Source organism: Limosilactobacillus pulli, assembly GCF_947381555.1.
Taxonomy (GTDB): domain Bacteria; phylum Bacillota; class Bacilli; order Lactobacillales; family Lactobacillaceae; genus Limosilactobacillus; species Limosilactobacillus pulli.
Genome location: NZ_CANCWQ010000015.1, coordinates 17,023 through 31,884, shown reverse-complemented (window position 1 = coordinate 31,884; position 14,862 = coordinate 17,023). Strand labels below are relative to the sequence as shown.

Annotated in this window: 12 protein-coding genes, 1 riboswitch and 1 other annotated feature; of the genes, 3 read left to right on the top strand and 9 right to left on the bottom strand. The window is 45.7% G+C overall.

The genetic code is table 11. The features are described from left to right. Nucleotides 1-33: 33 nt before the first annotated feature. Entirely contained in the window at nt 34-2,451 is a 2,418-nt protein-coding gene (gene leuS / locus QOS03_RS05915) for a leucine--tRNA ligase (protein ID WP_283575702.1), read from the bottom strand. 68 nt (nt 2,452-2,519) lie between these two features. Continuing rightward, nucleotides 2,520-2,734: a binding site (T-box leader), on the bottom strand. A gap of 55 nt (nt 2,735-2,789) precedes the next feature. After that, entirely contained in the window at nt 2,790-3,704 is a 915-nt protein-coding gene (locus QOS03_RS05910) for an ROK family protein (protein ID WP_128513028.1), read from the bottom strand. 280 nt (nt 3,705-3,984) lie between these two features. Between QOS03_RS05910 and QOS03_RS05905 the strand changes: the two genes are divergently transcribed. Beyond that, nucleotides 3,985-5,010: an FAD:protein FMN transferase gene (locus QOS03_RS05905; RefSeq protein WP_283575701.1), complete on the top strand. Its 1,026-nt coding sequence runs from the start codon at nt 3,985-3,987 to the stop codon at nt 5,008-5,010. A 55-nt stretch (nt 5,011-5,065) separates the two neighbouring features. On the opposite strand, the gene metK is transcribed toward QOS03_RS05905, so the two are convergent. Further along, nucleotides 5,066-6,253, bottom strand: coding sequence for a methionine adenosyltransferase (gene metK, locus QOS03_RS05900; RefSeq protein WP_283575700.1), 1,188 nt, complete (start codon nt 6,251-6,253; stop codon nt 5,066-5,068). Next, nucleotides 6,251-6,356: riboswitch (SMK box riboswitch) on the bottom strand. (Overlaps the previous gene by 3 nt.) Before the next feature lie 98 nt (nt 6,357-6,454). Between metK and QOS03_RS05895 the strand changes: the two genes are divergently transcribed. Together QOS03_RS05895 and QOS03_RS05890 are read left to right on the top strand one after the other, a co-directional pair. Next, nucleotides 6,455-7,192: a hypothetical protein gene (locus QOS03_RS05895; protein ID WP_283575699.1), complete on the top strand. Its 738-nt coding sequence runs from the start codon at nt 6,455-6,457 to the stop codon at nt 7,190-7,192. A gap of 154 nt (nt 7,193-7,346) precedes the next feature. Next, nucleotides 7,347-7,799, top strand: a complete 453-nt coding sequence (locus QOS03_RS05890) for a Fur family transcriptional regulator (protein ID WP_283575698.1) — start codon at nt 7,347-7,349, stop codon at nt 7,797-7,799. Between the two features lie 589 nt (nt 7,800-8,388). Here QOS03_RS05890 and QOS03_RS05885 read toward each other — a convergent pair. From QOS03_RS05885 to QOS03_RS05860, 6 genes are all read right to left on the bottom strand, one after another. Next, complete coding sequence (locus QOS03_RS05885) at nt 8,389-9,675, bottom strand: RNA-guided endonuclease InsQ/TnpB family protein (RefSeq protein WP_283575711.1); 1,287 nt, start codon at nt 9,673-9,675, stop codon at nt 8,389-8,391. Further along, nucleotides 9,675-10,289, bottom strand: a complete 615-nt coding sequence (locus QOS03_RS05880; protein WP_283575697.1) for an IS607 family transposase — start codon at nt 10,287-10,289, stop codon at nt 9,675-9,677. The genes QOS03_RS05885 and QOS03_RS05880 overlap by 1 nt, the downstream gene beginning before the upstream one ends. Nucleotides 10,290-10,416: 127 nt before the next feature. Next, the gene (locus QOS03_RS05875) at nt 10,417-10,974 is read right to left on the bottom strand and encodes a DNA-binding protein (RefSeq protein ID WP_283575696.1); all 558 of its coding nucleotides are present in this window, start codon (nt 10,972-10,974) and stop codon (nt 10,417-10,419) included. A gap of 2 nt (nt 10,975-10,976) precedes the next feature. After that, nucleotides 10,977-11,204 carry a heavy-metal-associated domain-containing protein gene (locus tag QOS03_RS05870; protein ID WP_039945889.1) on the bottom strand — a complete coding sequence of 76 codons (228 nt, stop codon included), beginning with the start codon at nt 11,202-11,204 and terminating at the stop codon, nt 10,977-10,979. Between the two features lie 70 nt (nt 11,205-11,274). Further along, a complete protein-coding gene (locus QOS03_RS05865) occupies nt 11,275-13,092 on the bottom strand; it encodes a heavy metal translocating P-type ATPase (RefSeq protein ID WP_283575695.1) in 1,818 nt (605 codons plus the stop codon). A gap of 362 nt (nt 13,093-13,454) precedes the next feature. Beyond that, nucleotides 13,455-14,822, bottom strand: a complete 1,368-nt coding sequence (locus QOS03_RS05860) for an amino acid permease (RefSeq protein WP_283575694.1) — start codon at nt 14,820-14,822, stop codon at nt 13,455-13,457. Nucleotides 14,823-14,862 lie beyond the last annotated feature (40 nt).

The following is a 14,862-nucleotide window of genomic DNA, read 5'->3' as shown; positions in this document are numbered from 1 at the left end:
ATGCCGAATGCCGACCTTTTGATTAATCATCGCTTACTTCACCACGATGTTGACAATGTGGTTTGGTACGACGATAACCTTCTTGATTTCTTTACCTTCAATGAACTTTTGTACGTGTTCGTTGGCTAATGCCTTTGCTTGAGCCGTTTCTTTATCGGCATCCTTTGGCATTTCGATTCGGGCCCGGACTTTGCCGTTAACCTGGACGATCATTTCAACCGTGGCTTCTTCCAAGGCTTTTGGATCGTAAGTTGGCCATGGCTGGTAGGCAATCGTATCGGAAACGTGGAACTGACTCCAAAGTTCTTCGGCAACGTGTGGAATAACTGGTGAGATCATCTTGATCAGACCTTCCATGTATTCAACCGGCAGATCATCAACCTTGTAGGCCTCATTAACAAAGACCATCAGTTGGGAAATCGCCGTGTTGAAATGCATCCGCTCAAAGTCTTCCGTAACCTTCTTGACGGTCTGGTTGTAGATGTGCGTCAGCTTGCCATCATTAAAGTTGGAAACACGGTCACGCAGATGGTTATTGTCATCCATCATCAAACGCCATACCCGGTTGATCCACTTGTAGGCACCGTGCAATCCCTTAGTATCCCAAGGCACGGACTCAGTCAAAGGACCCATAAACATTTCGTACAGCCGCAGCGTGTCGGCACCGTATTGTTCTACGATGTCATCTGGGTTAACGACATTGCCCTTGGACTTGGACATCTTTTCGTGGTTGGAGCCCAGAATCATCCCTTGGTTAACCAACTTCATAAATGGCTCTGGCGTTGGCACGTAGCCCAAGTCATAGAGAACCTTGTGCCAGAAACGAGCGTACAGCAGGTGCAAGACGGCGTGTTCGGCCCCACCAACGTACAGATCAACTGGTGACCAGTAGTCCAGTGCCTCTTTGGAAGCAAATTCCTTTTCGTTGTGCGGATCCGTGTAGCGCAACCAGTACCATGATGAGCCGGCCCACTGTGGCATCGTGTTGGTTTCACGCAGACCATGACGACCGTTTTCGTCATAAACGTTGATCCAATCAGTTGCGTTGGCCAGTGGACTCTCACCGGTACCAGATGGCTCAATGTTCTTCATGTCAGGCAGCTTTAATGGCAGCTCGTCTTCTGGAACCAATGAAGTCGTACCGTCATCCCAGTGAATAACCGGAATTGGCTCACCCCAGTAGCGTTGCCGAGAGAAGATCCAGTCACGCAACCGGTAGTTGACCTTCTTGTGGCCGGCATCATGTTCTTCCAGCCAGTCAATCATCGCCTTTTTGGCTTCTTCGATCTTCATGCCATCCAAGAAGCCAGAGTTGATGTGCTCACCATCACCATCATAAGCAGCTTCGGAAATGTCGGCACCCTTGATGATTGGCTTGATTGGCAGATCAAACTTCTTGGCAAAGTCCCAGTCACGCTGGTCACCGGCAGGCACGGCCATTACCGCACCAGTACCGTATGAGGCCAAAACGTAGTCTGAAATCCAGATTGGCAGCTTTTCGCCGTTAACCGGGTTGATGGCGTAAGATCCGGTAAATACACCAGTCTTGTCCTTGTTTAAGTCAGTCCGTTCCAGATCCGAGCGGCGCGACGTTGTTTCTTTGTAGGCTTCAACTTCAGCCTTGTGTTCAGGCGTCGTTAATTCATCGACCAGGTCCAGTTCAGGAGCCAAAACAACGTAAGAAACCCCAAACAGCGTGTCGGGACGCGTGGTGAAGACTTCGATCTTGTCATCATGACCATCGATACCAAAGAAGACGGAAGCCCCTTCAGAACGGCCGATCCAGTTGCGCTGCATTTCCTTAACGCTTTCTGGCCAGTCAACCAGGTCCAGATCATCAATCAAACGATCAGCATAGGCCGTGATCTTCAAGACCCATTGCTTCATTGGCTTACGGTAAACTGGGTAGCCGCCACGTTCTGTTTTGCCATCAACGACTTCTTCATTGGAAACAACCGTACCACCCATAAAGTCGGGGGCCCAGTTGACCATGATCTCGTCTTCGTAGGCCAGCCCCTTCTTGTAGAGCTGTTCAAAGATCCATTGCGTCCACTTGTAGTAGTTTGGATCAGTCGTGTTGACTTCATGATCCCAATCGTATGAGAAACCCAGCGATTGAATCTGATCTCTGAAGTGGTCGATATTTTGGTTGGTAAAGCCTTTCGGATTATGACCAGTCTTTAAGGCATATTGTTCAGCCGGCAGACCAAAGGCATCCCAGCCCATTGGGTGCAGTACGTTGTAGCCTTGCATCCGCTTCATCCGAGAAACCACGTCCGTAGCGGTGTAGCCTTCAGGGTGACCAACATGCAGCCCTTGTCCAGATGGGTATGGGAACATGTCTAAAGCATAGTACTTCTTTTGGTCCTTGTTGATCTCGGCCTTAAAGGTCTTGTTCTTCTTCCAGTAGCGCTGCCATTTCTTTTCAATCGTTTTGTGATCGTAAGCCATTGCTATTGCTCCTTTTAAAATCCTAATTTTCAGTAGGCTTGATCGTATAAAAAAACGCCCTGCAACAAATGCAGGACGAATCTAAAATCCGCGGTACCACCTGAATTCCACGCATTATGCATGGCACTTGAGATTCTTAACGCGAATTTCACGTTGCCGCCTACTATTGATTCAGCAGCAATTTTTTGAGGCCAGTTCACCAAGGTCTGCTCCGGACTTGCACCCCCGTCCGGTCTCTTTAAGCAGAAAAATCGGCTACTAACTCCTCTACGATCAAAGATTACAAACTATTCTAGCAAGGACTGTCAATAAGTGCAAGTCCCTTTTCTAATAATTTTTTAATTTTGCTCGTCGAGTTTCAGCAGCAAAGCGTCCAAAGCCCCATACAGATTGGCATCATTTTTGAACTTGGCAGGTTCGATCTTTGGCTTGACCATTTCTTTTTTAACGATTGGCATTGAGTCAACCAGCTGGTCATATTGATCATTGATGGTCTTGATCAGAACCGGCTGCGCTGAGATTCCGCCACCGATCACGACCTTGTTCAAATCGACGATTGCCTGCATGCTCAAAATCAAGCAGGCAATCTGGTAGCAATATTCGTTAAAGACCTTGGCTGCATCTGGGTTGCCAGCCTCAATCATCCGAAAGGCGGCCTGGCCATCGGCACCTTCTGGCAGGCCAGAAGCTTTGATAACGTCTTGAATCATCTTGACCGATGAGCCGTTAAAGCCGGCCAAGCGATCGGTTCCTTCAGCTTTAAAGTTGGTTGGTACAAAATTCAGCATCCCGGCACCAGCATGTGCACCATAGTTTAATTGGCCATTGGTGATAATTCCTGAGCTGATGTCCGTTCCCAAAAGAATGGCCGCGGCATCCGTTTCACCATGCAGGTTGCCCAGCCAGGACTCGGCTAGCGCTGCCGCGCGTCCTTCGTTTTCTACGATAATTGGCAGAATCTTACGATAATGTTCCTTAAAGAGCTTTGGCAGATCCCAACCCTTTAAAAACGGCAAAGTGTCGCTAAATACAACGACCTCATTTTTAGGATCAACCTTGCCTGGTACGCAGACTGCCAAGCCGCTGATTTCAGACTGATACTGATCGATAATGGCATAAATCGACTTCATGAATTCTGTCAAGCTGGAAGTTGGCGTCGGTACCTTGTCTTTTTTGGTAATCTGACCGGCGTTGTTCAGCAAGGCATACTTAATCGTTGTCCCTCCGACATCGATACTTAAGAATGAATGCATGACTCTAGACCCCTTCCTTGATTTAACCTTTACGGGTCCATCTTACTCGTTTTAAATGGTTTTTTCCAGGGATATTGTGAACAATTTCTCAGATGTTTGACAAATTTAACGCAAACGAATTCATTGGTATCAAAACGGCTTTTATAAAAATATAATTTTCAATATTGCTGACTATCTCGTCTTATGGTTGTTCACTAATTAACTTATTTTCGATTACGTTGACAAAGCATCTAAGGTTATAATTACAGTAGTATTCTTGAAGCCAAGAAAGGACACCATCATGGAAAATCAAACCCCGCTTTGGTCTAACGATCATCCCCAAATCATCAATCAGCTGACACAGCATACCATTTCAAAAACCTATTATGGACTGGGCACCAATATTGTCTTAACAGCATTTGGCAGTGCAAGTCAGCGCGACTTGGACGATGCCTATGCATTAATTGCTCGCTATGAAGACATTTTGACCGTTAATCGCGATCATTCTGAGTTAATGGCCGTCAACCAGGCTGCTGGTAAGTGCCCGGTTCAGGTTTCTTATGCCAGCTATCATCTGGCCAAAAAAGCTATTGAGATCAGCTTGGAAGACAATGGCTTTGATGCCTTGATTGGGCCATTGGTCAAGCTTTGGCACATTGGCTTTGATGATGCCCACGTTCCCAGCGAAAAAGCCATTCAAGAGCGTCTGCAGCTGATCGATCCGCATGACGTTGAGTTAAATGATGATGACATGACGATCTTTTTAAAAAAGCCAGGTATGGAAATCGATCTGGGCGCCATTGCCAAGGGCTATATCGCCGATCGCATCCGGGATCTGTGGCGCTCGCGTGACATCCGTGCCGGCATCATTGATCTGGGCGGCAATATTTTAATGCATGGCACGGCTCCTAAGCACCAAGACGGCCTATGGCGTATCGGTGTTCAAGATCCTAGTGCCAAGCGCGGTCAGTCAATTTTAGTCGCTGCCCTGCCCGAATGTTCTGCCGTTACCAGCGGCATTTATGAGCGTCATCTGCAAGCCGATGGGCAAGACTATCACCATATCATCGATCCAGCTACCGGTCACCCTAGAAAAACACAATTGGCGGGGGTAACCGTCTTTTCTGGACTGTCGATTACTGGTGAGATTGAGACCGGACGCCTCTTTTTTGCTGGTCAGCCAATTCCCAACTGGGTCAAAGATCATCCCGACGTCATGGGGGCCGTCTTTGTTGATCAGAATCGTCACGTTAAAATCGTTGGCCTAAAGCAAGATCAGGTACGTATTCTTGATCACAGCTATGATATTGAATTCGTTGCAGATTAAATAAAAAAACCATCGCTGCCAACCGCAGCGATGGTTTTCTTGTTTAATGAAAATATTAGCCTAAAATAGCCTTTAACTCGTCAACCTTGTCCAAGTGTTCCCATGGCAGGTCAATGTCGGTCCGACCAAAGTGACCATAAGCAGCCGTCTGTTTGTAGATTGGCCGCTTCAGATTCAGCATCTTGATGATTCCGGCTGGCCGCAGATCAAACGTCTTGCGTACGGCATCAATCAGTTCTGCTTCTGACTTGGTACCCGTGCCAAACGTATTGATTGAAATTGAAACTGGCTGCGCCACCCCAATTGCGTAGGCAACCTGAATCTCCAGGCGCTTGGCATAGCCAGCTGCAACCAAGTTCTTGGCAATGTAGCGAGCCGCATAGCTTGCCGAACGGTCAACCTTGGTAGCGTCTTTACCAGAAAAGGCCCCGCCACCATGGTGTGCTGCCCCGCCGTAAGTGTCTACGATAATCTTACGACCGGTCAGACCAGCATCGCCTTGTGGACCGCCAATTACAAAACGGCCGGTTGGATTGATGAAGTACTTGGCGTTATCATCCAACAGATCAGCCGGGATTACTTCTTTGATGACTTGTTCGATAACGTCGTGACGAATCTGATCCAAAGAAACCTCTGGATCATGCTGTGTACTTAAAACAACCGTGTCGACACGCAACGGCTGGTCATTTTCGTCGTATTCAACGGTTACTTCGGCCTTGGCATCAGGACGCAGGTAGGCAATCGTACCTTCCTTGCGCAGCTTGGCAATCCGCTGCATCAGCTTGTGGCTGAGCATTAAAGTCAATGGCATGTATTCTGGCGTTTCATCGGTGGCATAGCCAAACATGAGCCCTTGGTCACCAGCACCAATCTTATCTAATGGATCAATATTACCGCCCCGCGTTTCCAAAGAGTCGTCAACCCCTTGCGCGATATCAGGCGACTGTTCATCGATGGCAGTAATTACGGCACAATTGTCGGCATCAAAGCCGTAAAGACCATTCGTGTAGCCGATTTGACGAATGGTTTCGCGAACGATCTGTTGAATGTTGACGTAAGCCGTGGTTGACATTTCGCCAAATACCAGTACCAGGCCAGTTGTAACCGAGGTCTCGATCGCACAGCGCGCATCCGGATCCTCCGTCAGCACAGCATCAAGGATTGCGTCACTGATTTGGTCAGCAATCTTGTCTGGGTGTCCTTCCGAAACTGATTCGGATGTAAATAAGTGTCGTTCAGTCATTTTGATAATTCCCCCATTTTCTAAACTAAAAAGTTCGGTTATTGCGGTTACAAGGCATCTTCACAATCTGTGAATCCTATCGGGAATTTGCTTTATAACGTTCACCATCCTAACATAGTCACGTGATAATAATCAATTTTTAATATTGGATTTGGTATAATAATATAAAATTATTCATCGACTCGTTCAGGAGGAATCTTTTTGCAAAATCTACTATCGCGCTTTCGGCTGCAGTTTCAAGACATCAACTGGCGCGATCTGTTGCCTAACGTTTTCTTGATCATGTGCTGTTGGTCTTATGTTCCATTTGCCTATGCCATTCAGATCAAAACCACCGTCTTTTCTCATGACCTGTACAGTTTGTTTGCCTATCAGGCCTGCGTTGCGCTAGCTTTGACCATCATCTCTGATCAGCAGTCCGGTTCATTGAACTCAATTATTCCGCTGGCGCTCAGCTTTTTGTTTGCCATCAGCGGCTTTTTGCACGGTAACGTTTTTTTGTTCGTCCTGCTTTTACTGCCGCCTTGCTATCTTTTGATCTGTGAGCTTTATCTGCATGAGTTTCAAAATCCAATCGGGCTATTCGTTTTTGCCTTTTTGATGACCTTGAGCATTCCAGTGGCATTTACTTTTATCTCAGTGAAGTTCTTGTCTTGGAGCTATTTAATCAAACTGGTACCACTGCTTTTGATCTTTTGTTTCTACGATGCCCCATTGTTTTTACGACACGAGGCCCGTTTTTCATTAATCGAGGGGGGCATTGGCATCGCATTGATTTTGGCAATGCTGACGCGGCCACTTAAGATCACGCTTTTTTTGGCGATTGCCGTGGTGATCTTAAGCTGGTGGCTGTTGCAGCGATTAATGCCAGAACCGCATAATCAGATTTTTTATAATTTATTGCAGCTATTAGCAACGGTACTGACATTTTGGGCCTAACTCTTAGCGATGCAGATTGTTTTTATTTTTATCAATTTAGAATTATTATTATCTAAAAAGAAACATTTAATTTCCTAATGCATTATCTGCCTTGGCAATGCTATAATTATGACTTGTCGAATCAATCGTCTGTGAAAGGAGCATGATCGTTGCAATGGCAAATTCAGAATATGAACACGCACTGCAGCATCTGCGTGAAAAACATGTTCGTCTGACCCCGCAGCGCAAACTGATTCTGCGCTATTTGATCGATCACCATACGCACCCTAGCGTCGAGATGATTTACGCTGATCTAAAAAAAGAAGCCGACAACATCAGCATGGCAACGATCTACAACACCATCAATCTGCTGGTTGAAGATGAATTGGTCATTGAATTGAAGAACGGTGATGGCAGCTCCCATTACGACTATTTTGGTCATCCCCACTATCACGTTGTCTGTGATAACTGCGGCTTAATTCAAGACGTTTTTGATGATCACTTTGCTGAATTAACCAAAGATCTGCAGCAGATCACTCGTCAGAAAACCAATTTTTTGGTGAGTCAAAGCGATATTGAAGTCCATGGCATCTGTCCAGCCTGCCAAAAGAAACTGGGCCTGGCATAGGCTAAACAGCTGAAAAAACGACTTTCTACTTAACTAAAAATATGGCGTCATCTCAGACTTTTGAGTTTGAAATGACGCCATCTGTATTTTTCAGCATCTTTTTACGATTGTATTTAAGGCGAGCACGTATTCATAGCCTGGCTCATGTGTTAACAAATCATCCCAGTCGCTAAGTAAAAATCAGCTTTAGAATAATTTAAACGCAATTGTAATGCTAACTTGCGACTGACAATACCTACATAATAAAACCCGGATGATCCACCATTACTTAGCGAATCATCCGGGTTTTCATATTGAGAGGAAAAGTTTTTAGTTTCGTCCAGTTGTTCCTGCTGCTGCAAAAAACATGTGTAATGTAGGCAATTTTTGATTTTGACTACATATCCGAAGACTTAAATACAGACGTTTTTCTTATTGCCGTTATCGCCGGTATTCCGATATTCCAACAAGGGAGTAATCGCATTGACCAGTGCAGGCACTTGCGCGCCACTCTTGCAACTTCTTGGAAAGGCTCTCGCACTTCCCCGGGTACAGCCAACCCGCATGGTTATGACTGGAGCCATAACCGTAACTTCCTTTCTATTAAAATTTATAGTGCATGATTTAATTCCGGATGCTCGGCCAGTGCTAAAAGGCTAAGCATCGCATTCTTGTCCCGATCTACGGCCTTGTTGTAGTTCGGGCATTTTTCGTTGTAGCAGACGTACTCATTGTGCTTAGTTCCGTGCTTCTCGTTACCGTAAAGAGTGAGCTTATCATCACCTTTTTTGACGTTGCCACAGACTGCACAACGCTGAGTAGACGGGTACAGCTTGTTAGCCAGAATAAGTTCCTTGCCGTACCAGTCGCACTTATAGGTCAAGATCTGCTTAAACTTGCCGAACATTGACCGATGAACGCCTTTTGAGGCAACGTGGCTCATAAGCATGCCCTTCACGGACAAACTTTCGATCACGATCTTGTCATAGTCCTTGACCAGCTCAGTAGTAAACTTCTGCATCAAGTTGTTTTGGATATTACCAGCCTTCCGATAGCACGCTTGAAGCTTGGCTTTCGTCTTCAAGTAGTTCTTGCTATTGTAGGCTGCTTGTCCATTTTCAACTCGTTTTCTGGCAAGCTGACGTTGATAATGCTTTATTCGCTTGTAAACTTTGTTGAGACGCTTAGGCAAAACGACTATTCGGCCGTCCGTGTAGTCAAAGTGACCAACATTGACGTCAACCGCCGTTGCCTTGCCTGTTTTATCCAAAGTCTTAATATTCTCAGCCTTGATCTTATACGGAATAGCAGCGTAATAACGACCTTTTTCTTTAAAGTAGCTGACAACGCCAAATTCCTCAGACAGGGGTTCTTCATTTAACTTAAAGCCCCGCCATTGATCTTTTGGAATGGTACTTTCTCTTGCCCGTTCTAAATAAAGAATTCCATCTTTAATCTTGCTCTGATCACTTTTAAAACCTTGCCTAGGTTCTTTTTTTGACTTGAATTTAGGTTTGCCCCAATCTGGCTGGGCTTTATTAAAGAAATTGCTCCAAGCATTAGCAAGATCAGTAATAGCAAGTTGCAATAAGTGTGCTGAATACTGGTACTGCCAGTCGGCTTTATTGGCGACCAATTCATCACGAACTTTTCGCTCAGTTGGTGATGGATATGCTTTAAGCAAGGCTTTCTGTTTTGTGGCTTTGGCAATCCGTCTTGCTTCATACATTTCATTCCACAAAGCAAGTCCTTGGTTAAAGCAGTAGCGACGATAGTCGCACGCCTCATTCAAAGCCTGCCTCATAACCTTGTTAGGATGCAGCTCATAGACTCTCGTCTGGATTACCGTAGTAGATTCTTCTGTTTCTTCTAGTTTCACTTCTTCTGCTTTCGCCATCATTTGCTATCACCGCCTTTCAGATTAGGATCTTCTTCAATCTTGGTTTTGTATCTTCTCAAGCCGTATAAGCGATAAGAGAAGACATGAATTATACTTACCAGATCGTCAACCAGTTCTCTGTCGGGACTGGTCTTAGGGTTATTGACGACAACAATCTCGCTTCCATGGCGCTTGCAGAAATTAGCAAACCAATCAAAACCAAATCGCACAAAACGATCCTTGTATGTGACATAAATTTTGTCAATCTTACGGTCTTCAACGTCCTGCAGAAGCTGGTTCCACTTAGGCCGATTGTAGTTTAACCCACTGCCAATGTCACTTAGATGTTCATCCACAATAACGCCTTTGGCATTGCAATACTCGATCAGAAATTCTTCTTGATCTTTTAAGTCATGCTTTTGCCCAGCTGATGACACACGGGCATAAATGACATTTTTTCTGCCATCATTAGTAACGCCCAGATACTTGTTCAATTGTTCTTGGGTGTAGTAGCGCCGATTAGCTGCATTTCTGTATGACTTCAGCCGTCCTTCACGATCCCAACGCTGTAAAGTAGAAACCGATACTCCAAGGATTTCAGCCGCCTCGCCAGCCTTATATTTCTTATCCAAAAATAGACTCACCTCGCTTTATTGAGATGAGTCTATTATAACATGGTTTACACACTAGTAAACACTTTTGTGCACTTTAAGCATAATTTCTATTACTAGTCTTTAGCTCTTTTATAAATCAGACATTTTATTCTGCATCATCGCCATCATCTTCTGCAGCAGATGGCAGGCCCTCGGTTGGTTCGTGGCCCAAGAAGCTTTGTGTCAACCTGATCTGTTCCTTAATCCAGGCATACAGCTCTTTCATCAGTTGATTTTGCGCCTCATGCCCTTCTTTTTCGGTCAGCTTAATGGCCCGTGTAATAAACAATAGCTGCATATCAAAATCTTTAACCAGCTCAAACAGCTGATCTTTACCATCAGCATACTTAGTAGCACCATTTTCGGTCAGCATGCTGTACTTAAGCAGCTCCTCACTGGTCGTTGGCACCAAATCTGCTTCGGCATGCAAGGCACGATTGATATCATCCCAAAAAGCCAGTTCTTTTTGAATCCAGGCCCGCCCATACTGATCTAAAAACAGTACGGCTGGCCCTTTGGCAAATAAAACTACCTGCTCAATCTTTAAAGCATGCACTGCCAGGTTGGCGGTAATGTGACCGATCATGGCACCAGCAGTTGGAACATGGTGCTCATGGTCGCTGCGTTCTTGTTCTTTTGCATAACGAATTTCAATTTCACTCATGATTAAGCCTCCTTAACGATGATCTTTTCGACTTGATAGCCAAGCTGGCTGACAACATCGCCCAATGCTTCTGGTGCAAGTTGGCTTTCATCAACTTCAGCCTTGACCTTGCCGGCATTAAACATTACCACGGCATTGGATACGCCAGGCTGTTGGCTGACGGCTTTTTGAATCTTGCTCATGCATGATGGACAAGACAGATCATTGAGTTTTAACGTTACTTTTTTCATGATTCATTTCCCCTTTGCTTATTTATGAATATAGCTTAGTCGATTTACTCTAATAAATAATTGATTACGGTCAATTATGACGAATTAATCGCATACCATTTAAGATGACGATCAAAATACTCAATTCATGAACCAGCATCCCTGACGCCATGTAGATGTAGCCGGTAAACAGACCGATGAACAACAGTAATACCGTCAAAAGTGCAATTGCAATGTTTTCATACATGTTGCGCATCGTCTTTTGCGCATGACGAACGGCAATCGGTAATTGAGCCGGACTGGAGTTGACCAGGATAATATCAGCCACGTCAATGGCGGCTTCGGTACCACTGCCCATGGCAATGCCTAGATCAGCCACGCTTAATGCCGGACTGTCATTGATTCCGTCCCCTACAAAAGCCACTTGATGGCCATCTGATTGCAGCTGTTTGATGACTGCTGCTTTGTCGACCGGCAAAAGATCACCGCGTACTTCATTAAAGTTCAGGTCGGCCACCATGTTTTCAGCAGCTGCCTGGTTATCGCCAGAAAGCAGGATGAGGCGATAGTCCTTGATTTTTCTCAGATTGTCCAATGCTGCTTTGGCCCCAGGACGCAGTTGATCACTGACCTCCAGTACCAGCCGCAGCTCGTGATCAACAGCCAGCAAAACGTGTGAGCTGGTCTTTGAAAGCTGATCGGTGGTCGTTTCGATTCCGGCTTCGTTTAACAATCTTTCATTACCAACCAAAACCGAGTGCTGGTTAACGACAGCCTGAATGCCGCGCCCATCAATAATCTGGCTGTCGCTAACCGGGTAGACGTCATCTTTTTGCCAATAGTCCAAAATGGCTTTGGCCAACGGATGATTGGACTCATGCTCAATGCTGGCCAGGATCTTTAGATTTTCATTCTGATCGCCATTGACATTGACAACCTTTCCCACACTCGGCTGACCCGTCGTCAGCGTACCGGTCTTGTCAAAAACAAACGTATCAATCTTGGTTAACTCATCTAATGCAGCACTACCCTTGGCAATCATGCCTCGTTTGGCTGCACTGCCGATGCCGGCAACCGTCGAGATTGGCACCCCGATTACCAGAGCACCTGGGCAGCCAAGGACCAGAATGGTAATTGCCAAGCGTAAGTCTTTGGTAATCAGGCCTACGATAATTGACAACAGTAATACCAATGGCGTGTAGTATTGTGAAAAGCGGTCAATAAAACGCTGGGTCTTTGTTTGACTATCTTGAGCCTCTTCAACCAATTCAATCAGCCGACCAAACGTGGTATCTTCGCCTACCTTTTCGGCTTGTACAACCAACGTTCCGCTGGAAAGAATCGTGCCGGCAAATACACTGCTGCCGATTTCTTTGTGGCTGGGTTTGGACTCGCCGGTAATGCTGGCCTGATCAACATGACCATTGCCAGCGACGACTTGGCCATCGACTGGAATCTGCGAACCAGTTTTGACCAATAGATAATCGCCTTTTTCAATCTCGTCAATGTCAACTTCTTCAAACGAACGATCACTGGGACTTTCAATCTTCAGTGCCGTCTTGGGTGCCATATCAACCAGATCTTGAATCGACTTGCGGGTTTTTTTAAGCGTAATCTCTTCCAGCAAATCCCCAACCGAAAACAGCCAGACCACGATGCCGGCCTCACTGTATTCACCAATTGCCAGGGCACTGATTACGGCAATTGAAACCAAAAGCTCAATTGAGATAATTTTAAATTTCAAGGCCCCGACTGCTCGAAAGACCAGTGGCAGGCCACCGATAATGGCAATTGCGATCATCGAGACATCAAATAGCCAGATCAGATTGGTGAAGCGGCCAATGTAGGCAATAATCAGCAAAGCCGTCATTAAAACGACGCTTTCTTTTTTATGCTTGGCAAAGAACATGATTTTTTCTCCTCTCCAAATGTTTAATCACAGTTTAAGGAGATTTTGCCGTTTGGTAATTGACAGCCATCAAGTTTGCTAAAAATATCTAAAGATTTGAGCAGACAATGAGCCAACCCCGATTAAACAGCGTATTATGTTGATAATTTCAAATATGGAGAGATGAAAATGGAAAAAGAATACTGCAAGGCTGGTATGACCTGCCAAAAAGGCTGTCCTTGTGCCAGTGCAGATGGCATCTGTCACTGCGATATGCTGGATGAGAAACGCTGCTATTGCAACAGTCACTGCCAAAGCCAACGTGATTAAACTTAAGAAGCAAAAAAAGAAACTTCCCGACCAAAAATCGAGAAGTTTTTTAGTTAGTTATATTTATATTCTTTAAACGTCATAGACAGAATCGTCATAAATGCCAGCCAGACTAACGCGATGATCAAGGCAATTCTCGTGTCATAGCTGAACATCAAGATCACGCCCACGGCAAACAGGAAAATCAAGACCATCCAGTCAGTTACTGGTGTCCCTGGCATCTTAAAGCCACTGCCTTCTGGGTGCAGTTTACGATAGCGCAGGTGAGCTGCAACAATCGTTCCCCAGATAAACAGGAAGCTGGTCGTCGCCACACTGGATACCAACGTAAATACTTCAGAAGGAATCAGGTAGTTCAACAGCGAAGACAGCCCCATCAAAAGTGCTGAAATAACGATCGCCGTAGCGGGAACCGAATTCTTGGAAATGCGGCTGATCTTACGAATTGAAGGCCGTCGTGATGTTGACGTCAATTCGGCCAACATGCGCCCAGTCGTATACAAAGCACTGTTGCAAGATGAAGCGGCCGCCGTTAACACTACAAAATTGATGATTGAGGCTGCTGAAGAAATGCCAATATCCTTAAAGACCATAACAAACGGACTTGCATTGGGGTTCAGGCGATTCCATGGATAGATGCTCATAATCACAAGCAAAGCGCCAATGTAGAATAATAGAATCCGAACCGGAATGTCGTTAATGGCCTTAGGAATGACCCTGCGGGGATTAGCCGTTTCGGCAGCCGTCATCCCAACCATTTCAATCCCGGCAAACGAGAAGATGACCATTTGAAAAGACTTCAAAAAGCCGTCCAGACCAGTCGCGAAAAATCCGCCATGCGATACCAGGTTGCTTGGCGAGGTAACAATGCCGTTGGGGCTTTTGAAGCGCACCAGCATCATCCCGACCCCGATTACGATCAGCAGCAGGATCGCGAAAATCTTAATCAGTGCAAACCAAGATTCAACCTCACCAAACGCACCAACCGTAATCAAGTTGACACACAAGAGTACGGCCAGCGTAATCAGCCCCGGCACCCATTGTGGACAATTTGGCAGCCATAATTGAACGTACATACCGATCGCGGTAACTTCCGCCATTGCGATTGCGACCCAACACAGCCAGTACGTCCAGCCGGTGATAAATGAGACCCGTGATCCCAGATAATCTCGAATCGCATCAACAAAAGAATTGTAATGCAGGTCGGCCAGCAAGAGCTCGCCCAACGCCCGCATCAACAAGAAGCACATGATCCCCGTAATCAGATATGCCAGCAGAATGGAAGGACCAGCAGCGTGAATGGATTTCCCAGAACCCAAGAACAGTCCCGTACCGATCGCACCACCAAGAGCAATCAGCTGTACGTGACGATCCTTTAAGCCCCGTGACAGCGTTTGCTGATCCGGTTGCTTTTCCGCCATATTTAATTTCCTCCTTCTCTTAACCTGCCCAGCATTTTTT